General features: G+C 75.8%; 22 protein-coding genes. 9 read left to right on the top strand and 13 right to left on the bottom strand.

Annotated elements, in window-relative coordinates:
* Positions 1-3 precede the first annotated feature (3 nt).
* Complete coding sequence (locus tag HWY08_RS00165; RefSeq protein ID WP_176062104.1) at positions 4-1,095, bottom strand: hydrogenase small subunit; 1,092 nt, start codon at positions 1,093-1,095, stop codon at positions 4-6.
* Positions 1,096-1,397: 302 nt separating this feature from the next.
* On the opposite strand from HWY08_RS00165, the gene HWY08_RS00160 reads away from it, so the two are divergent.
* The 4 genes from HWY08_RS00160 to HWY08_RS00145 are packed head-to-tail and all read left to right on the top strand — an operon-like array spanning position 1,398 to position 6,741.
* The gene (locus tag HWY08_RS00160; protein WP_176062103.1) at positions 1,398-2,897 is read left to right on the top strand and encodes a sigma-54-dependent transcriptional regulator; all 1,500 of its coding nucleotides are present in this window, start codon (positions 1,398-1,400) and stop codon (positions 2,895-2,897) included.
* A gap of 3 nt (positions 2,898-2,900) precedes the next feature.
* Entirely contained in the window at positions 2,901-3,926 is a 1,026-nt protein-coding gene (locus tag HWY08_RS00155; RefSeq protein WP_176062102.1) for an NADH-quinone oxidoreductase subunit B family protein, read from the top strand.
* Positions 3,923-5,365 carry a nickel-dependent hydrogenase large subunit gene (locus HWY08_RS00150; RefSeq protein ID WP_176062101.1) on the top strand — a complete coding sequence of 481 codons (1,443 nt, stop codon included), beginning with the start codon at positions 3,923-3,925 and terminating at the stop codon, positions 5,363-5,365. The genes HWY08_RS00155 and HWY08_RS00150 overlap by 4 nt, the downstream gene beginning before the upstream one ends.
* Entirely contained in the window at positions 5,365-6,741 is a 1,377-nt protein-coding gene (locus tag HWY08_RS00145) for a sensor histidine kinase (protein ID WP_176062100.1), read from the top strand. Before HWY08_RS00150 ends, HWY08_RS00145 begins: the two co-directional genes overlap by 1 nt.
* Before the next feature lie 9 nt (positions 6,742-6,750).
* Here the strand turns inward: HWY08_RS00145 and HWY08_RS00140 are convergent, their stop codons facing one another.
* A complete protein-coding gene (locus HWY08_RS00140) occupies positions 6,751-7,938 on the bottom strand; it encodes a pyridoxal-phosphate-dependent aminotransferase family protein (protein ID WP_176062099.1) in 1,188 nt (395 codons plus the stop codon).
* A 109-nt stretch (positions 7,939-8,047) separates the two neighbouring features.
* On the opposite strand from HWY08_RS00140, the gene HWY08_RS00135 reads away from it, so the two are divergent.
* Complete coding sequence (locus HWY08_RS00135; RefSeq protein WP_176062098.1) at positions 8,048-9,454, top strand: glycosyltransferase family 39 protein; 1,407 nt, start codon at positions 8,048-8,050, stop codon at positions 9,452-9,454.
* 370 nt (positions 9,455-9,824) lie between these two features.
* Here HWY08_RS00135 and HWY08_RS00130 read toward each other — a convergent pair whose 3' ends face one another.
* Positions 9,825-10,049 carry a hypothetical protein gene (locus tag HWY08_RS00130; protein ID WP_176062097.1) on the bottom strand — a complete coding sequence of 75 codons (225 nt, stop codon included), beginning with the start codon at positions 10,047-10,049 and terminating at the stop codon, positions 9,825-9,827.
* Positions 10,050-10,082: 33 nt separating this feature from the next.
* Positions 10,083-11,642: an ArnT family glycosyltransferase gene (locus HWY08_RS00125; protein WP_176062096.1), complete on the bottom strand. Its 1,560-nt coding sequence runs from the start codon at positions 11,640-11,642 to the stop codon at positions 10,083-10,085.
* A 255-nt stretch (positions 11,643-11,897) separates the two neighbouring features.
* Between HWY08_RS00125 and HWY08_RS00120 the strand changes: the two genes are divergently transcribed.
* Together HWY08_RS00120 and map are read left to right on the top strand one after the other, a co-directional pair.
* The gene (locus HWY08_RS00120; RefSeq protein WP_176062095.1) at positions 11,898-13,427 is read left to right on the top strand and encodes a sensor histidine kinase; all 1,530 of its coding nucleotides are present in this window, start codon (positions 11,898-11,900) and stop codon (positions 13,425-13,427) included.
* Positions 13,428-13,476: 49 nt separating this feature from the next.
* Positions 13,477-14,460: a type I methionyl aminopeptidase gene (gene map, locus HWY08_RS00115; protein ID WP_176062094.1), complete on the top strand. Its 984-nt coding sequence runs from the start codon at positions 13,477-13,479 to the stop codon at positions 14,458-14,460.
* A gap of 6 nt (positions 14,461-14,466) precedes the next feature.
* On the opposite strand, the gene HWY08_RS00110 is transcribed toward map, so the two are convergent.
* From HWY08_RS00110 to HWY08_RS00085, 6 genes are all read right to left on the bottom strand, one after another.
* Positions 14,467-14,883 (bottom strand): response regulator, encoded by a 417-nt coding sequence (locus HWY08_RS00110; RefSeq protein ID WP_176062093.1) that lies wholly within the window; start codon positions 14,881-14,883, stop codon positions 14,467-14,469.
* Positions 14,884-14,973: 90 nt separating this feature from the next.
* Positions 14,974-15,711 (bottom strand): 16S rRNA (uracil(1498)-N(3))-methyltransferase, encoded by a 738-nt coding sequence (locus HWY08_RS00105; protein ID WP_176062092.1) that lies wholly within the window; start codon positions 15,709-15,711, stop codon positions 14,974-14,976.
* A 42-nt stretch (positions 15,712-15,753) separates the two neighbouring features.
* Positions 15,754-17,508 (bottom strand): bifunctional isocitrate dehydrogenase kinase/phosphatase, encoded by a 1,755-nt coding sequence (gene aceK, locus HWY08_RS00100; protein ID WP_176062091.1) that lies wholly within the window; start codon positions 17,506-17,508, stop codon positions 15,754-15,756.
* 93 nt (positions 17,509-17,601) lie between these two features.
* Positions 17,602-18,153 (bottom strand): hypothetical protein, encoded by a 552-nt coding sequence (locus HWY08_RS00095; RefSeq protein ID WP_176062090.1) that lies wholly within the window; start codon positions 18,151-18,153, stop codon positions 17,602-17,604.
* Between the two features lie 96 nt (positions 18,154-18,249).
* The gene (locus HWY08_RS00090; RefSeq protein WP_176062089.1) at positions 18,250-18,888 is read right to left on the bottom strand and encodes a trimeric intracellular cation channel family protein; all 639 of its coding nucleotides are present in this window, start codon (positions 18,886-18,888) and stop codon (positions 18,250-18,252) included.
* 161 nt (positions 18,889-19,049) lie between these two features.
* Entirely contained in the window at positions 19,050-19,625 is a 576-nt protein-coding gene (locus HWY08_RS00085; protein ID WP_176062088.1) for a cytochrome c3 family protein, read from the bottom strand.
* A gap of 156 nt (positions 19,626-19,781) precedes the next feature.
* Here HWY08_RS00085 and HWY08_RS00080 point away from each other — a divergent pair, with 156 nt between their 5' ends.
* Together HWY08_RS00080 and HWY08_RS00075 are read left to right on the top strand one after the other, a co-directional pair.
* Entirely contained in the window at positions 19,782-20,453 is a 672-nt protein-coding gene (locus HWY08_RS00080) for an HAD-IA family hydrolase (protein WP_176062087.1), read from the top strand.
* Positions 20,450-21,166, top strand: coding sequence for an RNA methyltransferase (locus HWY08_RS00075; RefSeq protein ID WP_176062086.1), 717 nt, complete (start codon positions 20,450-20,452; stop codon positions 21,164-21,166). Before HWY08_RS00080 ends, HWY08_RS00075 begins: the two co-directional genes overlap by 4 nt.
* Before the next feature lie 345 nt (positions 21,167-21,511).
* Here the strand turns inward: HWY08_RS00075 and HWY08_RS00070 are convergent, their stop codons facing one another.
* From HWY08_RS00070 to HWY08_RS00060, 3 genes are all read right to left on the bottom strand, one after another.
* Positions 21,512-21,742 (bottom strand): hypothetical protein, encoded by a 231-nt coding sequence (locus HWY08_RS00070; RefSeq protein ID WP_176062085.1) that lies wholly within the window; start codon positions 21,740-21,742, stop codon positions 21,512-21,514.
* Positions 21,743-21,766: 24 nt separating this feature from the next.
* Complete coding sequence (locus tag HWY08_RS00065) at positions 21,767-21,946, bottom strand: hypothetical protein (RefSeq protein ID WP_176062084.1); 180 nt, start codon at positions 21,944-21,946, stop codon at positions 21,767-21,769.
* A 75-nt stretch (positions 21,947-22,021) separates the two neighbouring features.
* Positions 22,022-22,495, bottom strand: a complete 474-nt coding sequence (locus tag HWY08_RS00060) for a class I SAM-dependent methyltransferase (RefSeq protein ID WP_235969374.1) — start codon at positions 22,493-22,495, stop codon at positions 22,022-22,024.
* Positions 22,496-22,501: the final 6 nt, after the last annotated feature.

The following is a 22,501-nucleotide window of genomic DNA, read 5'->3' as shown; positions in this document are numbered from 1 at the left end:
GCGCTACTCCTTCCCCTGCTTCTCGGTGTCGTTCGAGAGCTTCTTCGAGGCCATGTAGCCGGCGCCGACCAGCCCGCCGACGATGAGGCCCGCCACGCCCACCGAGGCCGGCGTCACGACGCTGTGGTCGGGGCGGATGGCCGGGTAGGTGCCCGGGGCGGTCGGGCGCTCGACGTCGACCGTGTCGTGCAGCGGCATGCGGAAGCCGAGCTTCTGCTCGGTGCAGCCGAAGCACGGGTGGCCGATGCCGATGGGCCAGGCGCCGGGGACCTCGACGAAGTGGTTGAGCGAGCAGTTGGCGTGCGTCGCCGGGCCCTTGCAGCCGAGCTTGTAGAGGCAGTAGCCGGCCTTGTGGCCCTCGTCGCCGTACTTCTGCGCGAAGCGGCCGGCGTCGAAGTGCGGCCGGCGCGGGCAGTCCTCGTGGATGGTGCGGGCGTAGGCGAACTTCGGGCGGCCCAGGTCGTCGAGCGCCGGCAGCGTGCCGAAGGTCGCGAACTGGAGCACGGTGCCGAGCAGGTTGTACGGGTTCGCCGGGCAGCCGGGGATGTTCACCACCGGCTTGTCGGTGACGAGCTTGTTCACGCCCACCGCGCCCGTGGGGTTCGGGTCGGCCGAGGGGATGCCGCCCCAGGAGGCGCAGGAGCCGATGGAGACGATGGCGCCCGCCTTGGCGGCGACCTTCTTCAGCGTCTCCATGGCGGTCTTGCCGCCGACGCGGCAGTAGATGCCGTCCTCCTTCGTCGGGATGGCGCCCTCGACCACGAGCACGTACTTCCCGGCGTTCTTCTCCATCGACTCCTCGAGCGACTTCTCCGCCTGGTAGCCGGACGGCACCATGAGCGTCTCGTGGTAGTCGAGCGAGATGAGGCCCAGGATGAGCTGGGCGACGTCGGGGGCGCTCGTGCGGAGCAGCGACTCCGAGCAGCCGGTGCACTCCTGGAAGTGCAGCCAGATGACGGGCGGCTTGGCGCTCGAGGCGGCCTTCTCCGCCATCTTCTCGCCGGCCCAGGCCGGCAGGCCGACCGCGCCGGCGGCCATGGTGGCCACCTTCAGGAAGTCGCGGCGCGAAACGCCCTTGGTTTCCAGCTCGCTCATGAGGTTCTCCGTGAGGCCCGCCCAGGTGGCCCGTGGCCGACGCCGAGCGAGCGGTTGCGAGTGATCCATTCCCCGGACGGGGATGCAGCACGAGGTGTGCCGTCCGTCCACGGCGGAGCCACGGAGTAAATTCAAGTGCTTGCGAGTTACGGTGGAAACACGCCCGGCAGGTCGCTTTCCGCTTTGGCTGAAGGGGCGGAAGCGTGTATTCCGGTCCCGCTCCCGCGCGGAATTCACGCCGGGAGCGTGCGGGGTTGAACGTCCCGGGTGGGAACGGCGAATATCGGCGAGGAGGTAGGTCCTTGGAAGCGGTCTCAGCCCTCACTTCGGTCCCCGACGACCGGAGCAGCGCCCCTGCGCGCCCGCGCGCGCAGTCCGTGCTGGTGGTCGACGACGAGGTGCGCTCGCTGGAGGCGCTCACGCGGACGCTGGAGGAGGAGTTCACCGTCTTCACCGCCAGCACCGCGGAGGAGGCGCTCGAGGTCCTCCGGCGGGAGTTCGTCACCATCATCCTCTGCGACCAGCGGATGCCCGGCATGCCCGGGGTGGCGTTCCTGAAGAAGGTCCGGGCGGAGTGGCCCGACCCGATCCGCATCGTCATCTCCGGCTACACCGACGCCGAGGACATCATCGCGGGCGTCAACGAGGCCGGGATCTGGCAGTACCTCCTCAAGCCCTGGCACCCCGAGCAGCTCCTGCTCACGCTCCGCAGCGCGGTCGAGGTCTACCGGCTGCAGCGCGAGCACCAGCGGCTCTCGCTCGAGCTGCGCGACGCGCCGGTGGTGCTGAAGCAGCAGGTCGAGGCCAAGCGGGCCCAGGCGCGCCAGCGCTTCGCCGCCGACGCCATCGTCCGCGCGCCGGACAGCCCGCTCGAGCGCGTCTGCGAGCTGGTCGAGCGCATCGCGCCCCACGACCTCTCGGTGCTCATCACCGGCGAGTCCGGCACCGGCAAGGAGCTCGTCGCCCGCGCGCTGCACTACGGCAGCGGCCGGGGCGCGCGCCCGTTCGTGATCGAGAACTGCGGCGCCTTGCCGGACGAGCTGCTCGAGTCGGAGCTGTTCGGCCACAAGCGCGGCGCGTTCACCGGCGCCTACGAGGATCGGCTCGGCCTCTTCCAGGAGGCGGACGGCGGGACCATCTTCCTCGACGAGATCGGCGACACCTCGGCCGCCTTCCAGGTGAAGCTCCTGCGGGCCCTGCAGGAGGGCGAGATCCGCCCGGTGGGAAGCTCGCGCACGCTCTCGGTGGACGTGCGCGTGGTCGCCGCCACCAACCGCGACCTCGACGAGGACGTCCGGACCGGCCGCTTCCGCGAGGATCTCTACTACCGCATCGCCACCGTGACCCTGCCGCTCCCGCCGCTCCGCGACCGGCCGATGGACATCGAGCCGCTGGCGCGGTCGATCCTGGAGCGGAGCCGGGCGCAGCTGCGCCTCCCGGTGGAGGGGTTCACGCCCGAGGCCATGGCGTGCCTCAAGCGCTATCGCTGGCCCGGCAACGGCCGCGAGCTGCAGAACGAGGTCCAGCGCATGCTGGCCCTGGCCGACGGGCCCTGGCTGGGGGCGGAGCTGCTCTCCCCGCGCGTGCTGCACGCCGCCGCCGAGGGGCAGGAGCGCGACCTCTCGCTCCTCGCCGGGCTCGACGGGACGTTGAAGGAGCGCATCGAGCAGCTCGAGGCGCGCATCCTGCGCGAGACGCTCCTGCGGCACCGCTGGAACAAGACGCGCGCGGCCCAGGAGCTGGGGCTGTCGCGGGTGGGGCTCCGGTCGAAGCTCGCCCGCTACCAGCTCGAGCGGAGCTGACGGATGCCGGGCGACTCCAGCGCCGGCGGGCGCCTCAACGTCCTGTGGCTCCAGTCCGGCGGGTGCGGCGGCTGCAGCATGTCGCTCCTCGGCTCCAAGGCGGGCGACCTCCACCGGACGCTGGCCGGCGCCGGGGTGGAGCTGCTCTGGCACCCGAGCCTCTCCGAGGCGAGCGGCGCCGAGGCGCTCGAGGTGTGGCGCGCCTGCGCCGACGGCCGGACGCGGCTCGACGTGCTCTGCCTGGAGGGCGCGGTGCTGCGCGGGCCGGCGGGCACGGGCCGCTTCCACCTGGCGGCCGGGACCGGCGAGCCGATGATGGCCTGGGTGCGCCGCCTGGCGGCGCGGGCGCGGCAGGTGGTGGCGGTGGGCACCTGCGCCGCCTTCGGCGGGATGAGCTCGGGCGGCGGCAACCCGGCCGACGCCTGCGGCCTGCAGTACGAGGGCGACGCGCCGGGCGGGCTGCTCGGCGCGGAGTGGCGCGCGCCGGACGGGCTGCCGGTGGTCAACGTGGCGGGGTGCCCGCCCCACCCCGACTGGATGGTCGAGACGCTGGTCGCGCTCGGGATGGGCGCGCTCGGCCCGGCCGACCTCGACCGGCTGGGGCGCCCCAGGGCCTACGCCGACCAGCTCGTGCACCACGGCTGCCCGCGCAACGAGTACTACGAGTTCAAGGCGAGCGCGCACCGGCCTTCGGACCTGGGCTGCCTCATGGAGAACATGGGGTGCAAGGCGACGCAGGCGCACGCCGACTGCAACACGCGCCTGTGGAACGGCTCGGGGTCGTGCCTCCGCGGCGGGTTCGCGTGCATCGACTGCACCGCGCCCGGGTTCGAGGAGCCGGGCCACCCCTTCGCCGCCACGCCGAAGGTGGCCGGCATCCCCATCGCGCTGCCCATCGACATGCCCAAGGCCTGGTTCGTGGCGCTGGCGGCGCTGTCCAAGTCGGCCACCCCGCGGCGCGTCCGCGAGAACGCGGTCGCCGACCACCCGCTCGTCCCCCCCGGAATCCGGACCGCGGGGCGCAAGTGAAGCGCGTCGTCGTCGGCCCGTTCAACCGCGTCGAGGGGGACCTCGAGGTCACGCTCGACGTGGAGGGGGGCGCGGTGCGGGCGGCGCGGGTGTGCTCGCCGATGTACCGCGGGTTCGAGCAGCTCCTGGCCGGGAAGACACCGCTCGACGCGCTCACCATCGTGCCGCGCGTGTGCGGCATCTGCTCGGTCGCGCAGTCGGCGGCGGCCGCGCGCGCGCTCGCCTCCGCCATGGGCCTCGAGGCGCCGGCCAACGGGCGGCTCGCCTCGGACCTGGTCCGCGCGGCCGAGAGCGCCGCCGACCACCTCACCCACTTCTACCTCTTCTTCATGCCCGACTTCGCGCGCGAGGCCTACGCGCGGCGCCCCTGGTTCGACGCCGTCCAGGCGCGCTTCCAGGCGGTGCGCGGGAGCGCCGCGGCCGAGGCGCTCGAGGCGCGGGCGCGGCTCCTCGATCTCATGGGGCTCCTGGCCGGGAAGTGGCCGCACACGCTGGCGCTGCAGCCGGGCGGCACCTCGCGCGCCGTGCTCCCGCACGAGAAGCTCCAGCTGCTCCTCACGCTGCGCGCGTTCCGCGCCTTCCTGGAGCGGACGCTCTACGGGGACGCGCTCGAGCGCGTGGCGGCGCTCGACGACGCGGCGGCGCTCGCGGCCTGGCGCGACGCGCGCCCGGCCGGCGCGAGCGACTTCGCGGCCTTCCTCCGCGTGGCCGACGACCTCGGGCTCGAGCGGTACGGGCGGGCGCACGACGCCTTCATGAGCGTGGGCGCGTACGGGCCCGACGGCGCCCCGTGGCTCGCGCCGGGCGTGTACGACGGCGCGCTCCACCCGCTCGATCCCGCCTCCATCGACGAGGACGTGAGCCACGCCTGGCTCGCCGACGACGTCCCCCGCCACCCGGCCCAGGGAGTGACGCGCCCCGCTCCGGACAAGCCCGGCGCGTACACCTGGTGCAAGGCGCCCCGGCTCGGCGGGCGCGTGGTCGAGGTGGGGGCGCTGGCGCGCCAGGTGGTGGCGGGGCACCCGCTGGCCCGCGACCTGGTGGCGCGGGGCGGGGGCAACGTGCTCTCGCGCGTGGCGGGGCGGCTGCTCGAGCTGGCGCGGCTGGTGCCGGAGATGGAGCGGTGGGTGGCGGCGCTCGCGCCCGGCGAGCCGTTCTGCGCCGACGGCGCGCTGCCGGACGAGGCGAGCGGCGTGGGCCTCGTCGAGGCGGCCCGCGGCGGCCTCGGCCACTGGCTCGAGGTGCGCGGCGGCCGCATCCACGGCTACCAGATCATCGCGCCCACCACCTGGAACTTCTCGCCGCGCGACGCCGGCGGCCAGCCCGGGCCGCTCGAGCAGGCGCTCACCGGGCTGCCGGTGGGGGACGGCGAGGCGGCGGTCCTGGTGCAGCACGTGGTGCGGTCGTTCGACCCCTGCATGGTGTGCACGGTGCACTGATGACCCTGCGCGTGCCCATGGACGAGGCGCTGCACTGGAGCCAGGTGCCGGAGGGCGTCGGCGAGGGCGTCTGGATCCAGGTGATCCAGAAGATGGAGGAGGTCTACAACGACCTGCTCCAGTACGAGGTGGCGCTGGAGGAGAAGAACGCGGCGCTGGAGGCGTCGCAGCGCTTCATCGAGAGCGTCCTCGGCTCGATGTCCGACATCCTGCTCGTCTCCGGGCGCGACGGCGCCATCGAGGACGTGAACCACTCGCTGGTGAAGCTGACCGGCCGCTCCGAGCAGGAGCTGCGCGGCCAGCCGGTGGCCGAGCTGTTCGCCGACGCGGCGTCGCGCGAGCAGGCGACCCGGATCCTGGTGCGGCCCGGCGGCGACCCCGTGCACGACCTCGAGCTGCAGCTGCGCGCCGCCGACGGGAGCGCCATCCCGGTCTCGCTCAACGGCACGCCGCGCCACGGCCCCACCGGCCGGGTGCTGGGGATGGTGGTGACCGGGCGGCCGGTGGGCGAGCTCCGGCGCGCCTACGACGGCCTGCGCGAGGCGCACGAGAAGCTGAAGCGCGCGCAGCAGCAGCTCGTGCACGCGGAGAAGATGGCCTCGCTCGGGCGGCTCGTGGCCGGCGTCGCCCACGAGCTCAACAACCCCATCAGCTTCGTGCTCGGCAACGTCTACTCGCTGCAGCGCTACACGGCGCGGCTCGCGCGCTACCTCGGCGCGGTCCACCGGGGCGCGCCGCCGGCCGAGCTGGCCGCGCTCCGGGCGGAGCTGCGCATCGACCGGGTCATCGAGGATCTGCAGCCGCTCATCGAGGGGACCATCGAGGGCGCCGAGCGCACGCGCGCCATCGTGGACGGGCTGAAGCGGTTCTCGGCGGTGGACCGCGAGGAGCGCCGCCGCTTCGACCTCACGGCGGTGGTGCGGAGCGCGATCCATTGGGTGGCCAAGGCGGCCAAGACCAACTTCGAGGTCGAGCTCCACCTGCCGCCCGCGCTGGAGCTGGAGGGCTCGCCCGGCCAGCTGCAGCAGGTGCTCATGAACCTGGTGCAGAACGCCCACGACGCCACCGCGGCGCAGCCCGCCCCGCGGCTCGAGGTCGCGGCCCGGGTGGAGGGCGGCGCGGCGGTGCTCGAGTTCCACGACAACGGCCCGGGGATCGAGCCGGAGAACCTGCCGCGGCTCTTCGACCCGTTCTTCACCACCAAGCCGGTCGGGAAGGGCACCGGGCTCGGCCTCGCCATCAGCTACGGCATCGTCGAGCGGCACGGGGGCGCGCTCTCCGCCGCGAACCACCCGCGGGGCGGCGCCCTCTTCACGCTGCGGCTGCCGCTCGCGGCCGCGCCCGGCGCCGCGACCGACGGCGGCGCCGGGGGCTGAGCGGGCGCCCTACCGCGCGTAGGTCTTCAGCGCCGCCGAGACCGCCGCGCCCGGCGCGACGGCGCGCCCGGTCCGGGCCAGGGCCTGCTCCAGCGCGGCGAGCACCGCCAGCACGTGCTCCTGCCGCGACGACTCGCCCATGAGCCCGATGCGCCAGATCTTGCCGACGAGCGGCCCGAGGCCGCCGCCGATCTCGATGCCGTGGTCGGCGAGGAGCGCCTTCCGGATGGGCGCCTCGTCGTTCACGCCCTCGGGCGTCCGCACGCAGTTGAGGCTCGGCAGCCGGTGCCCCTCGGCCGCGTTGGGGGTGCAGCCCAGCTCGGCCAGGCCGGCCATGACCGCGGCCGAGTGGCGGCGGTGCCGCGCGAAGCGCGGCTCGAGCCCCTCCTCCAGCACCAGGCGCAGCGACTCGCGGAGCGCGTACACCATGCTGATGGGCGCGGTGTGGTGGTAGGCGCGCTTCCCGTCGGCCCAGTAGTCCGCGATCATCGAGACGTCGAGGTACCAGCTCTGGACCTTGTGCTTGCGGGCCCGCACCAGCTCGAGCGCGCGCGGCGAGAAGGTGAGCGGGGCCAGGCCGGGCGGGCAGGAGAGGCACTTCTGCGTCCCGGAGTAGCAGACGTCGATCCCGTTCCGATCCACCTCGACCGGCACGCCGCCGAGGGAGGTGACGGCGTCCACCACCAGGAGCGCGCCGTGGTCGCGGCAGAGCTTGCCGAGCCCGTCGAGCGGTTGCTGGGCGCCGGTGGAGGTCTCGGCGTGCACGATCGCCACCGCCCTGACCCGCCCCTCCTTGCGCAGCGCCTCCTCGATGCGGTCGAGCGTGAAGACCTGGCCCCAGGGCACCTCGAGCTTCACGAGCTGCCCGCCGCAGCGGCCGACGATCTCCGCCAGCCGGGCGCCGAAGACGCCCGCCACGCACACGATCACCTTGTCGCCCGGCTCGACGACGTTCACGAGCGCCGCCTCCATGCCGGCGGAGCCGGTGCCGGAGATGGCGATGGTAAACGGGTTCTCCGTCTGGAAGACTGTGCGCAGCATCCCCTGCACCTCGTTCATGATGACGAGGAACTCGGGGTCGAGGTGGCCGAGCAGCGGCGTCGACATCGCGCGCAGGACGCGCGGGTGGACCATGCTCGGGCCGGGGCCGAGGAGCAGGCGCGAGGAGGGCTTGAGCTCGGGGACGGTGCTGGCCATGGGTGAACCTCCGGCGAGGGGAAGGGGCCGCACGTGAGGGCGTGCGGGGGGTTCATCATAGCGAACGCGCGGGCTCGACATACGCCCCGAACCGAGCCACCCTCGGGCCTTGCCCCGGTCCGCCACCCGCGCGGTGTTGCTCATCACCGGCCTAGGCCTCGCGGGGCGGGCGGCGCTCGCGGCGCTCGCGCCGATCACCACCGACGAGGCCTACTACGTCGACTGGGCGCGCCACCTCGCGCCCGGGTACCTCGATCACCCGCCGCTCGTCGCCTGGCTCATCGCCGGCCCGCTGCGGCTCTTCGGCCGGTGCGCGCTGGCGGTGCGCCTGCCCTCGCTGCTGCTGCAGGCGGGGACGACCCTCTTCGCCGCCTCGCTGGCGCGCGCCTGGGCCGGGCCGCGCGCGGCGGTGCTGGCGGCGGCGCTCCTGCAGGCGGCCCCGGTGTTCTCGGTCGGCGCGGTGCTCGCCACGCCCGACGCGCCGCTCGCGTTCGCGTGGGCCGGCGCGCTGTGGGCCGTGGACCGGGCGCTGCGGGCCGACCGGCGGCTCTTCCTCCTCGCCGGCGCGCTGCTGGGGATGGCGGCGCTCTCGAAGCTCACCGCCGGCCTGCTCGCGGCCGGGGTGCTGGGCGCGCTCCTCGCGACCGGCGAAGGGCGCCGCGCGCTCGCCACCCCCTGGCCCTGGCTCGGCGCGGGGCTGGCGCTCCTCCTCGCCGCCCCCATGCTGCGGTGGAACGCCGCGCACGGCTGGCCGTCGTTCGCCTTCCAGCTCCAGCACGGGCTCTCCGGGCGCAGCTTCTCGTGGGCCCGCCTGGCGCAGTCGGCCGGGGCGCAGGCCGCCTACGTCTCGCCGGTGCTGCTCGCGCTCGCCGCCGCGGCGGCGTGGCGCGCGCTCCGGGCCGGCGCGGCGCAGCCTCCGGCCCGGCTCGCGGCGGCCCTGACCGCGCTCCCGGTGGCCGCCTTCTTCACGCTCGCCGCCGCGCGCACCCCCGGCGCGCTCCCGCACTGGCCGGCCCCGGCCTGGCTCTCCGCGCTCCTGCTCCTCGCCGCGGCCGGCGCGCGCTGGGCCCGGGCCGCGCTGTGGACCGGCGGCGCGCTGGTGGCGGCGCTCCTCCTCGCCCTGGCGCTGCCCCTCCCGTGGGCGAGCCCGCTCGACGAGCTGCGCGGCTGGGAGGAGCCGCTCGCGGTGGCGCGCCGCCTCGCGCCCGGGGCGCGGCTCGCGACGACGCACTGGATGGCGGTGGGCCAGCTCGGGTGGCGCTCCGCCGAGCCGCTCGCCTACGTCTCCGACCGGCCGGCCGGGCCCAGCTACTACCCGCCGGCGCCGCCCGACCCGCGCCCGCTCCTCGTGGTCGCGCCGGAGCGGCTCGGGCCGTCGCGGGCGAAGCTGGAGGAGCTGCTCGGTCCGCTGGAGGAGCGGGGTGAGCTGGCGGCGACGTGGCGCGGGCGCGTGGTGCGGCGCTACCGCTTCTACGCGCCGCGGCCGCCGCCCGCGCCGCCTGCCCCGGCGCGGTAACGAAGTCGCGGTCGGCGTCGAAGCCGCGGTCGGGGTCGAGGTCGATGTCGGGGTCGGGGTCGGGGTGCCGCCACGTTCCTACCCTGGCCGCCCCGCGCCCGCGCGCGCGTCGGCGCCCGTGCTCCGCGCCGCGCCGGGGTCCTCATGGCCAGAACGCGCACCGCGGTCCTCGAGAGGCGGCTGCGGAATCTTGCACCGCGGCGCCTGCGCGCCGCGGTGCTTCGGTCAGTCCTCGCCGCGGTCGAGGTCCCCGTGGGCGCGTTCCGGCGAACCTGGCGCCGGGGGCGGCGCTCCGCAATGGCGCCTCGTGCGCGCGCGGGCGCGGTGCGGCACGGCCGGGGCGGCGTGCGCGGCTGAGTGCCTGCGGGACTCACCTCGCCAGCGCGCGCAGCATGTGCTTCACCCGGACCGCGAGCGCCTGCGCGCGCCGCGCGGGCTCGGGCGCGAGCGCCCCGATCGCACGCGCCAGATCCACGGCGCCGACCACCTCGTGCAGCGAGCCGTTGGCCAGCGCGAAGTGCTTGCGCCGCATCGAGGTCGAGGTCGAGGTCGATGGTCGATGGTCGAGGTCGACGGTCGACGGTCGAGGTCGCACTCCTCCCCCGCCGGCACCCCCGCGGTGCGCGGCTCAGCGCGCGCCCACCGCCCCGCTCCGCAGCTCGACCGCCAGCATCGGCTCGAAGAGCAGCGACGGGTCGCGCTCGAGCCAGCTGCGCGCCACGACCGCCGGCGGCAGGTAGCCGGGGATGTGCTCCCAGCGGGCGACGGGCGCGAGGCGCGCCGCGAGCTCCGGCGGCAGGTGGTCGAGCGCGCCCCGCGCCAGGATGACCACCCCGCCCCCGGCGAGCGTCGGCGCGAGGGCCGCGCGCTCGACGCGGTGGACCGGCCGGCCCGCGCCCAGCGTGAAGATGCCCGGCACGTAGTCGTAGACGTGGAGGTCGCGCCCGGCGAGGCGCGCCAGCGCCTCGCGCGGGATGACGGGCGGGTTCACGGCGGGGATGGCGAAGGCGAGCAGCAGCGCCAGCCCGCCGCCGGCGCTGGCGGCCGCGGGCGCCAGCCGCCCGCGCGCGCAGAGCGCCGCGGCCGCCGCGAAGGCGAGCGCGGCGGGGGCGATGGCCGCCACCGCCGCGGGCGCGAGCGGCCACCGCAGCACCGCCAGCGCGCCGGCCGCCAGCGCGGCCAGCAGCGCGGCCGTGCCGAGGCGGGCCCAGCGCGGCGGCGCGGCGCGCGCGGCGAGCAGGGCCGCCGCCGGCGCGCAGCCGAGGCCGTAGTGCGGCCACTTGAGCGACGGGACGGTGAAGACCGCCAGCACCACCGCCATCCAGAGGAGCGGCAGGAGCGAGCCGGGCTCGCGCCAGGTGCGCAGCGCGCCTGGCAGCGCCGCGAGCACGAGCAGCGTCCAGGGCAGGAGGAACACCAGCAGCCCGACGAGCAGCGTCGCCTCGCCCCCCAGCGTCCAGGGGTGGCGGAACCGGTCGAGGTTCTGCTCCACCACGAAGAAGTCGTAGAAGCGGCGGCCGTGCACGGCGAAGCTCGCGACGTACCAGGGCAGGCCGACGAGCGCGCCCAGCGCGAACGCGCCCAGCGTGTACCGGCCTGCCAGCAGGCGCGGCCGCCGCAGCGCGACGAAGCCGCCGGCCAGGAGGAGGATGATCACCGCGCCGACCGGCCCCTTCAGCATGAAGGCGGCGCCCGCGCCGAGGCCCGCCCAGAGGAGCTGCCGGGGGCGATCCTCCTCGCAGGCGCGCCAGGCGCCGTACGCGGCGGCGGTGAAGGCGAGCGTCATGGGCGCGTCCATCATCGCCATCCGGCCGAACTTCACCCAGCCGAAGGTGCTGCCGACGAGGAGGGTGGCGAGGAGCTCCGCCGGCTCGCCGTACATGCGGCGGGCGAGGGCGCCGGTGAGGAGCGCCAGCGCGATCGCGCACAGCGCCGCCGGCAGGCGCCCGCCGAAGAAGCCGCGGCCGAAGGCGGCGTAGGCGGCGCGCTCGGCCCAGTAGAGGAGCGGCGGCTTGAACCACTTCGCCGCGCCGTCGATGGTCGGGGTGAGCCAGGCGCCGCGCGCGTCCATCTCGGCGCTGATGCCGAGGTAGTACGACTCGTCGGGGTGCGTGCCCGAGGAGGAGCTCCCGAGCGCGGGCAGGTAGAGCAGGGCCAGGAGACCCAGGGCGGCGAGCCGTGGCTTCATCGAGCCGCGACCCATATCGCAGGCGGCGCAGGCGCGGCAGGGGGTGCGCGGCCCGCGCGGCGGCTTGATGTGGGACAAGGTGCGTCAACGGGCCGCAACACGCAAAGCGCCTGATTCCGGGGACCTACACCCACAGCCTCGATCGCGGCGCTGGTGCGGGTCCGAAGCAGGGTATGGTTCCGTACGCACCGTCAAAGGTTCGGCGTGCAGCCCGGGGGGGCCGCCATGCGAACGTCGTTGCTCCACGATGGAGACGTGCTCGAGGTCCAGCCGACCGGGGAGGGCTGGGTGGCGGATGCGCTCGCGGCGGCCCACGCCTGCGTCTGGCGGTGGGAGGAGACGCCCGGTCGCCTGGCCTGGGAGGGCGCGCCCGGCGCGCTGCTGCGCGCGGTGCCGGGCACGCTCCTGGAGCTCGAGCAGCTCGTGCACGAGGACGACCGCGGCGCCCGCCGCACCGCCGTCGCGCGCGCGCTGCAGCGGGGCGGGACGTGGAGCTGCGCCTTCCGCCTGGTGGGCGGCGGCCAGCGCTGGGTCGAGGAGCGCGGGCGGGCGGTGGCGGGGCCGGCGGGCGGCGCCCGCGCCAGCGCGCTGCTGGTCGACGTGAGCCAGCGGCGCGAGGCCGAGGAGGCGCTGGAGCTCCGGCTCCGGCTCGAGGCGCGCGAGCGGCACCAGGCGCAGCTCGCGACCGGCACCGCCGAGGCGGCGCTGCGGGCGCTGGCGCGCTCCGAGGCGTACCTCGAGTCGATCTTCGCCTCGATGACGGACGGGCTGGTGCTCTTCGCGCCGGACGGCCGCATCACCCGCATGAACCCGACCGCCGCGCAGATGCTGGGCTTCGGCGAGGCGGAGGCGGCGATGACGACCGCCGAGCGCATGTCGCGGGTGCACCTCCTCGACGTCGACGGCAAGGTGGTGCCGCACGAGCGGCTGCCGGTCGTGCTGGCGTTGCGGGGCGAGCTGGTGCGCGCCCAGCCCTATTGCCTCGACCTCGCCGACGGCCGGAAGACCTGGGCCGTCTGCGGCGCGGCGCCCATCCGCGCGCCGGACGGGTCCATCGGCGGCGCGGTCCTCACCCTGGGCGACGTCACCCGGCTGCGCGAGGTGCAGGAGCAGCGCGAGGACCTGTCGCGCATGATCTCGCACGACCTGCGCACGCCGCTCGGGGTGATCCTGGCCCAGGCCAAGCTCATCGGGCGCCGCGCGGAGGCCACCGACGCGGTCCGGACGCGCGCCGACGCCATCGCGACCAGCGCCCAGCGCATGACCTCGATGCTGAACGACCTCGTCGAGTCGACGCTGCTCGAGGCGGGCAAGCTCCGCCTCGAGCGCGAGCCGGTGGACCTGGCCGCCATGGCGCGCGACCTGCGCGGCCGGCTGGCGGCGCCGTACGACGGCGAGCGCATCCGCATCGAGGAGGGGCCACAGCTCCCGAAGGTGAGCGCCGATCCGGCGCGCCTCGAGCGCGTGCTCGTGAACCTCTTCACGAACGCCCTCAAGTACTCGGAGCCCGGCACCGAGGTGCTCGTGCGCCTCGGCGGGCAGGAGGCGGAGGTGGTCCTGGAGGTGGTCGACCGCGGTCCCGGGATCGAGCCGGCGGACCTGCCGCACCTCTTCGAGCGCTACTTCCGCGCGCTGGGGCACCGCCGGTACGAGGGCATGGGCCTCGGCCTCTACACGGCCCGCTGCCTGGTCGAGGCGCACGGCGGCACCATCGCCGTGCACAGCGAGCGGGGGCGCGGCAGCACCTTCCGCGTCCGGCTGCCGACCGCCGATCGGCTCGGCTAGGGCGCGCTCGCGCCTGGCGTCGCTCGCGGACCTCGGTTACACCTGGGGGGTGGGCAAGCCGGGCGCGAACGATCTCTGCTGGTGCGGCAGCGGCCAGAAGTACAAGCGCTGCCACCGCGAGGCCGACCTGGCGGCCGGACCGGGCTCGCCCGTCCGCCCCGGTGCGGTGCGGCCGGGCGTCGTCTCCCCGCGCCGGGCGGTCCCGCCGGAGATCCCGCGGCCGAGCTACGCGCTCACCGGCCGGCCGCGCTCCGCGCCGCGCGTGGCGGACCCCCGGCTGCGCCTCGAGCGGATCCGCCGCGCCTGCCGGGCGGCGGCCGAGGTGCTGGCGGAGGGGGCGCGCGCGCTCCGGCCCGGCGTCACCACCGACGCCATCGACGGCGTCGTGCACCAGGCGTACCTGGCGCGCGGCGGCTACCCGAGCACGCTCAACTACCACGGGTTCCCGAAGTCGCTCTGCACCTCGGTGAACGAGGTCATCCTGCACGGCATCCCGGACTCGCGGCCGCTCGAGGACGGCGACATCGTGAACCTCGACGTCACCATCTACCTCGACGGCATGCACGGCGACTGCTCCGCCACCTACCCGGTCGGGAAGATCGACGAGGCCTCGCAGCGGCTGCTGCGCGTGACGCGCGAGTGCCTCGAGCTCGGCATCTCCGCGGTCCGCCCGGGGCGGCCCATCTCCGACATCGGGCGCGCCATCGAGAAGCACGCCGCGGCGCACGGGTACGGCGTGGTGCGCGCCTTCTGCGGTCACGGCATCGGAGAGGACTTCCACATGGAGCCGCAGGTGCTGCACTACTACGAGCCGCGCGCGCGCACGGTCCTCGAGGAGGGCATGGTCTTCACCATCGAGCCCATGCTCACCATGGGCCGCCCGGAGCACGTGGTGTGGCCGGACGGCTGGACCGCCTCGACCGTCGACGGCCAGCGCGCGGCGCAGTACGAGCACACCCTGGTGGTGACGCGGGATGGGGCCGAGATCCTGACCGTCGCGCCGGCCGAGCCGGCGGTGGCGCAGGTGCGCTGACCGGCCTCAGGGCGCCGCGGCGTCCTCGCCGCCGAGGTGGCCGCAGGCGCGCGCCACCCGCGACAGCAGCTGCTCGGCCCCGAACGGCTTCAAGAGGACGTCGCCGGGCGGAAAGGCGCTGGCGCGCGGCTGCGCGAGGCCGCTCATGAGCACGAGGGCCGGCGCACGGTCGAGCGCGGCGACGAGCTCCGAGGCGCTCATGGTGGGGAGCACCAGGTCGAGCACGATGGCGTCGGGCGCGGGCGCGCCGCGCAGCATCGCCAGCGCGGTCTCGGCGTCGAGCGCGGTCTCCACCTCGTAGCCGGTGAGCCGCAGGACCTCGGCGATGCTCTCGCACAGCTCGAGATCGTCCTCCACCACGAGCAGGCGATACCCGTTCCACATGACGCGCTCCTCGGGCTCGACGGTCCACACGGTGGGCATGCGGGGAAGACGCGTGGAGCCCCTGGAACGTGCCGCGGGGCCCCGCGCGCGCCCCGAAAGACCCACGCTGGCGGGCGGCGCCGGCGGCGGTCAGCGGGACCCCGTCCGGATCCACAGCTCCACCTGGCCCGCGACGTAGGGGACGGCGGCGTCCACGCGCAGGACGCGCGGGCCGAGCGAGAAGCCCTCGAACCCGTGGCGGGCCAGCGCGTCCGCCTCGTAGGGCGTCCAGCCGCCCTCGGGCCCCACCGCCACCACCGCCCGCGGCGCCCGCGGCGCGAGGGCCTCGAGCGGCCCCGCCGCCGCCGGGTGCGCCAGCAGCCGCTGTGCGCCCGGGAACGCGGCGTCGAGCTCGTCCTCGACGAACGGCTTGAAGCGCCGCCGCAGCAGCACCTCCGGCGCCACGGTGTCGCGGCCCTGCTCGAGCCCGAGCCGCAGCTCCGCGTCGAGCGCGCCGGCCTCGAGCAGCGGCGAGCCGAAGTAGCTCTTCTCGACGCGCCAGCTGCCGAGGAGCACGAGGCGCCCGACCCCCATGGCGGCCGCGGCGTGCAGCACCTTGCGCAGGATCTTGGGCCGGGGCAGCGCGAGGAGGAGGTCGACCGGCGCGCGCGGCGGGGGCGCCCGCTCGAGCCGGACCTGGAGCGTGACCGAGTCCGGCGCGAGCGCGAGGACCTCGCCCGTCCCGAGGAGGCCGCCCGCCACCCCGACCTGGAGCCGATCGCCGACCGAGGGCCGCAGCACCTCGAGCACGTGCGCGGCGCGCCGCCCCGTGAGCCGCAGCGCGCCGGCGGGGGAGAGCTCGGAGGGCTCGAGGAGGATCAGGTTCACGCGCGCGAAGGTAGCACCTCCCTCGCCCCGCGGGCCCTCCGCTCACCCCCGCCCTCTCCCGTGCCGCAGCCGCTGCGCCTCCCGGTACGGGAAGATGTCGACGATGTCGCCGGCCCGGTGGCGCGCCTGCATGCGGCGCCAGAAGGCGGCGGTGAGGATCTCCCCGTGGGCGGCCACGAAGGCGCCGCGGAGCTGCTCGGGGAGGCCCAGGAAGGCCAGGAACTCCTCGGGGAAGACGTCGTCCTCGCCGACGTAGAAGGTGGGCTCGCCGGACCAGGCCTCGTCGTCGTCGCGCGGGGCGGGCAGGTCCCTGAAGTTGCAGTCGGTGACGAGGCACAGCTCGTCGTAGTCGTAGAAGATGACGCGCCCGGTGCGGGTGACGCCGAAGTTCTTGAGCAGCAGGTCGCCCGGGAAGGTGTTGGTGGCGGCGAGATCCCGCAGCGCCTGGCCGTAGTCGAGCAGCGCGTCGCGGGCGGTCCACTCGTCGCGCTCCCGGATGAACAGGTTGAGCGGGCTCACCCGGCGCTCGGCGTACAGGTGCCGGATGAAGACGCGATCCCCCTCCACCCGCGCCGTGTCGCCCGACTCGGCCAGGAGCTCCTGGAGGAGCTCGGGCGCGAAGCGGGACCGGTCGAAGACGAGGTGCTCGAACTCCTGGGCGTCGACGAGCCGGCCAGCGCGGTCGTGCCGGAACACCAGCGCGTACTTCTGCATGACCTCCTGCCGCGTGACGTTCTTCGGCGGCGCGAACCGGTCGCGGATGACCTTGAACACCACGTCGAGCGAGGGGAGGGTGAACACGATCATCACCATCCCGCGGTCGCCGCGCGCCAGCTCGAACCGGTCGGTGGTGCGCGCCAGGTGCGCGACCAGCTCGCGGTAGAGCACGGTCTTGCCGTGCTTGTTGTGGCCGATGGCGATGTAGAGCTCGGAGAGCGGCTTCTGCGGGAGGATCGTCCGGAGGAAGGCGATCACCTCGCTCGGGCGCTCGGCGTCCACGTGGAAGTAGGAGCGGGTGAAGCTGAAGACGATGCTCGCGTCGTGGGCGCCGAGCAGCACCGCGTCGAGGAACACCCCGCCCTCCTCGTGCAGCAGCGCCAGCACCACCGGCGCGAAGGACGCGCCGCGGCGGACGCGGCCCACCAGGTAGGCGCCCTTGCCGCGGAAGAAGACGGGCTTCAGGACCTCCAGGGCCTCGGCCGGCCGCGGGTCGTCCGAGGCGCGGAGGTGGGCGTCCAGCTCCGCGGCGGCCAGCCGCGCGTCCGCCCCGAGGTCGCGGAACGGCGCCGTGAACGCGTGCTCGGCGAGGATGGCGCGGATCACCGCCTCGCTCGACCCCTGCAGAGGGTAGGCGGTGTGCACCGGCGGGCCCCCGGCGGCCGGGGACGTCTCGACGTCGGCGCTGACGAACTCGGCGCGAGGGTTCACCCCGACGGTCCCGAAGAGCCGCCGCGTCACCGAGTTGAAGAAGGTCTTCGCCAGCTCCGGGTCGGGCCGATCCGCCAGCTCGCGCTCGAACTCGGCCTTCATCTGCTCGCGCAGGACGGGGTCGGCGGCGGCGGTCCCGAGCACGCCCCTGAGCTCGCTCCCCGCCCGGGCCACGGCGCGCGTCCGGAGCTCGAGCCGCTCCAGCGCGTCCGCCTGCGCCCCGCGCCAGTCGCGCGCCTCGAAGCGCAGCCGGGCGCGGCGCGTGATGTGCTTGAACTCGGCCTGGTACGAGGCGAAGGACTCCCGCACCGAGGCGGCGCCCCACTGCGCCAGCTCGGCGTGCGACTCGGCGTGCGACTCGTGGAGCATCGACCCTCCGACCAGGGCCATAACGCCCGCGGCGAGGCCGAGCCCCTGCCGGGCGGGGCCGCGGCGGGGCGCGGCTTCAGGCGAGCGCGGCCGTCACGGCGCGCGGGCGCGCTGGCACGCCGCGAGCTCACGCGCGAGCGACTGGAGCTCGAAGTCCCACGCGAGCGGCCGGATGGGATCGACGCCGGGCAGGAGCCCGTACGCGGTGAACAGGAACGACCCCGCCGCCCCCTCGCGCCCGGCGAGCCCGTCGAGGAACCCGACCGGATCCGCGAGGTCGATGCCCGACATGTAGAGCAGCCGCCGCAGGTACCGCGCGCGCTCGGGGCGGCAGGGCTCGCCGGGCTTCGCGGGCGGCGCGGCCACGGCCGCGTCGGACGCCTGCGCCCGCGCGGCGCCGGCGACGAGCGCCGGCGGCGGAGGCATGCGCGAGCCCGCGGGGTAGACGCCGAACGTGCCCGTCCCGGCCAGCGGCGGGCCGCCCTCGAGCCGGAGGAAGCCCTCCGGGGTGCGGAGCTCCGTGGCCCCCGGCTTCGGCGGGAGCACCTCGACGGCGGCGCGGTCGGCACGCACGGAGCCCGGGACCGCCTGCTGCTGGGCCGCGGCCGGGAGCGCGGCGAGCAGGATGAGGGCGAGCGGGCGCATGGCGAGACCTCCGCGCTCCAACGTGAGGTCGCGACGGCGCGCCGGCGACCCCCCGGCGGGCGGGCAGGCGGGCGCCGGAGGGGGCGCGCCCGGCCGTCAGGCGTCCCGCTCGACGGACAGCGGGCCGGTCCTCCAGCCGAGGCGGATCGAGAGCAGGCGGGTCGAGAAGGCTACGGCGATCCCGACCAGCGCGGCGGGGCGAGGGTCGAGGTGCGCGCCCGCCACGCAGGCCAGGAACGCGCCGCAGCCCGCCACCGACGAGAGCGCGTACCACTCGCCCGGCTTGAAGATGAGCGGCTCCTCGCCCGTGAGCAGGTCGCGCACCAGGCCCCCGCCGACCGCGTTGATGGTGCCGAGGAGGAGCGCGGTGGTGAGGGGCAGGCCGGCCGCGAGCGCCTTCTGCGCCCCCACCACGCCGTAGATGCCGAGCCCGAGCGCGTCCACCAGGAGGATGACGAGCCGCAGCCGGTGCAGGTGCCCGCGCGCCACCGCCACGGCCGCCGTGCCGAGCAGCACCGCCGAGAGGTAGCGCCCGTCGGTCAGCAGCACCGGGGTCCCGCGCTGCAGCAGGATGTCGCGCAGGAGGCCGCCCGCGAGCGCCGTCACCAGCGCGAGCACGGCGGCGCCGACGAGGTCGTACCCCTTGCGCACGCCCGCGAGCGCGCCGGTGATGGCGAAGAGGAAGATGGCCGCCAGGTCGAAGCCGACGGCGGTCTGGAAAGGGTGCTCGAGCATGGGGCGGCCGCGCCCCATCTACCAGATGCGGCTCCGCCGCGCCCGGGGGGGCGGGTGGGCGGAGGTGGTCCGGCGGCCGCGGAGGGGAAAACGAGAAGGGCTCCCGCGGAGGGGAGCCCTTCGGGTCGGCGCGGGAGCTGGCCCACGCCTCGGTGAAGCCGCTACTTCTTCTTCTTCGGCGCGGCGGGCTCGGCGGCCGCGGCGGCGGTGCGGGTGCCGCGCTCGTCCATGCTGCTGAAGAACGTCGCCTTCTGGGCGGCGGAGCCGTCGGCCTTCATGGCGTGGCAGGCGGCGCAGAAGTTGTCCATCTCCTTGCCGCCCTTGGTGTCGACGCGCAGGTACTTGTAGTACGGGTTCGACGGGTGCGGGTCGTGGCAGCCGATGCACTCGAAGCGGCCGTCGCGCAGCAGCTCGGCGGGGACCTTCGCGACCTTCGGGTTCACCGAGGCGAGGCCGAACGGGTGGCTGGAGTGCTGGGAGACGGGCGCGAAGCCCTGCCCGCCCTTGTCGGTGTCCTGGTGGCAGGCGAGGCAGAGGGCGGTCGTCCCGCCGTACGGCTGCTTGGTCTTGGGGTTCAGGTACTTGGTGTTGGGCTGGACGGCGAAGATGATCTCGCCCTTGGCGGCGTGGAGCGAGTGGCAGCCGCCGCACCCGACGGCGTCGTGGCCGCCGGCGGCGAAGGCCGCAGCGGGGGCGAGCGTGCAGAGAGCGATGACGAGCTTGCGGACGGCAGACATGGTGCTTCCTCCCGGGGGGGCCGGCCGTAGGCCGGTTTGGCGCGCCACTCTACGAGCGGGCGGGCGGGCGTTTCCTTGACCAGCGACAAAGGAGTGACTCCTTCCGAGCCCCGGTGCGCTGGCCCGCGGGGGCGCTCGCCGCTACGCTGCCGCCCCGTGACTGCCCGCTCCCTGGCCGTGCTGCTCGACCTCGACGGCACGCTCGTCGACACCGTCCCGTTCATCTTGCAGTCCGTAGGCGCCGCCTTCGAGGGGCGCGCCCGCCGCCCGAGCGAGGCGGAGTGGCTCGCCGGCATCGGCCAGCCGCTCCGGGTCCAGCTGGCCCCGTACGCCACCGGCCCCGAGGATCTCGACGCCATCCTGGCGCGCTACCGCGCCTACCAGCGCGAGCACCACGACCGGATGACGCGCGCCTTCCCCGGTGCGGTGGAGGCGGTGCGCGCGGTCGCGGCCGCGGGCCACCGGGTGGGCGTCGTGACCGGCAAGCTGGGCGACACCGCCCAGCGCGCGCTCGAGCTGGTGGGCCTCGCGCCCTTCGTCCAGACCGTGGTGGCGGCCGACAGCTGCCCCGAGCACAAGCCGGACCCGGCGCCGGTGCTGCTCGCGCTCGCCAGGCTCGGCCGCCCCGCCACCGAGGCGCTCTTCCTCGGGGACGCGCCGGTGGACCTCCAGGCCGGCCGCGCCGCGGGGGTGACGACGGTCGCGGCGCTCTGGGGCGCGGCCTCGCGCGAGGTCCTCCTCGCCCACGGCCCGGCGCACCTGCTCGAGGACGTCTCCGGGCTGCCCGCGCTCGTGGCGCGGCTCGCCGCCCGGAGCGCCGCGGCGTGAGCGCGGCGCCGCCCGTCCGCCTCGTGCTCCTCGGACCCCGCAACGCCGAGAACGTCGGCGCGGTCGCCCGCGCCATGAAGAACTTCGGCCTCGACGACTGGGCGCTGGTGGCGCCGCGGGTCGAGGACCTCGCGCCGGCGCGGCGGCTGGCCGTCCACGCGGGCGACCTGCTCGAGTCCGTGCGGCGCTGCGCCACGCTGGAGGAGGCGGTGGCGGACTGCGCCTGGGTGGTCGGGACCACCCCGCGCCGGGTGCCAGGCCGGCGCCGGCTCGGACCGGCGGAGCTCGCGCGCGAGGCGGTGGCGCGCGCGCCCGCCCGCACCGCGCTCGTCTTCGGCGACGAGCGCAGCGGGCTCAGCAACGCCGACGCCCTCCGCTGCCACGAGCTCTCCGCCATCCCCGCCGAGGCGGCGCAGCCCTCGCTCAACCTGGCCCAGGCGGCGCTCCTCTACTGCTGGTCGCTGCGCGAGGCCGCGCTCGCCGCGGCGCCGCGCGCCCCGGCGCCACGGGCCGCCCCCGCCACGGACGCCGACGTCGCGCGCGTGGAGGAGCGGCTGCGGGAGGTGCTGCGCGGCGGCCGCTTCCTCGCCGGGCCGGAGCGCCACGCGGTGCGCGATCTCGCGGACACGCTGCGGCGCGCGCGCCTGTCCGCGCGCGAGGCGCGCCTGTGGACGGCGGCGCTCGCGCGCGTCGCGCGCACCCTCGCGCGCTGATCGCGCCTCCGTACGGCCGCGCCGCCGCGCGGGCGCCCGCTCGCCGCGGCGCCGGCCGGCGGTTGTCGGCCGGCGGCGCGTGCGCAGCTTACCCGCGACGCGCGACGGAGGAGTGCCGGGCAAAGCGAGAGATCGCTCGCCTGACCGCGGCGCCGGAGGGGAGCTCCCCGGGTGCGGAGGGGGGGCTCGCCGCCCGGCGCCGCGGCTCGCATTCCCCCGCCTCGCCGTCGAGCCGCCGCATGGTGCGGCCGGCAAGCTCAACGGAGAGGGGAAGCACATGAAGCTCAGCTACACGATGATCGTGGCAGGGGCGCTGGCGCTGGCGGGCGCGTCGGGGGCCTACGCTCAGGGTGCGGGCGGCACGGGCGGCACGGGCGGGACGGGGACGAGCGGGACGGGCAGCTCCACCGGCTCCTCGAGCACCGGCGGCACGACGGGGTCCGACACGAGCGGCTCGTCCACGATGGGCGGGACCGGCAGCGGCAGCTCGGGGTCCATGGGGAGCCCGGGCAGCACGAGCGGCAGCGACGCGGGCCTCGGCGGCACCGGCTCGGGCGCGTCCACCGGCAGCGACACGACCGGCGGGTCTTCGGGCGGCAGCTACGGCACGAGCGGCACCTCCGGCTCGACGGGCTCGAGCGGCTCCATGGGCTCCGGCTCCTCGGGCTCGAGCGGCTCGACCGGCGCGGGCTCCTCCGGGACCAGCGGGAGCACGGGGAGCAGCACGGGGTCCTCCGGGACCTCGACCTCTCCCGGCACCTCGGGCTCTTCTTCCGACACGACGACGAAGTAGGGCCGGGAGCGCGGAGGGCGGGAGCGCCGGCGGCGCGGCCCGCCCTCTCGCGGCCGCCGGCGCTACGCCGGGGGCGGCAGCACCTCGTACACGGTCGCCTCGAGGAGCGACGCCGCCTCGATCTCGGGCGACGCCGGCACGGCGTAGCTCGCCCGCTCGCGCAGGCCCGAGCGCGGAGTGTAGAGGCGCCCCGGGTCGCCGGCCAGCACCAGCACGCCGCGCGCCGCGAGCGCGCTCATCCAGCGCAGCGCGGTCTCGGAGAGCGCGCGCTCGTAGAACACGTCCCCGGCCAGGAGCACCTCGACCTCCGGCAGCGGCGCGCCGATGAGGTCGCCCGCGCGCCAGGAGATCTCCACGCCGTTGAGCGCCGCGTTGAGGTCGAGCGCGGCGCGCGCGAAGGGGTCGAGATCGCACGCCTCCACCCGCGCCGCGCCGGCGCGGGCGGCCGCGATCGCGACCAGGCCGCTGCCGGACGCGAAGTCGAGCACCCGGCGCCCGCGCACCAGCTCCGGGTGGTCGAGCACGTGGCGCGCCACCGCCTG

The organism is Anaeromyxobacter diazotrophicus, from assembly GCF_013340205.1.
GTDB lineage: Bacteria > Myxococcota > Myxococcia > Myxococcales > Anaeromyxobacteraceae > Anaeromyxobacter_A > Anaeromyxobacter_A diazotrophicus.
Note: the sequence above shows the minus strand (reverse complement) of the source record. Positions and strands in the feature narration are given on the sequence as shown.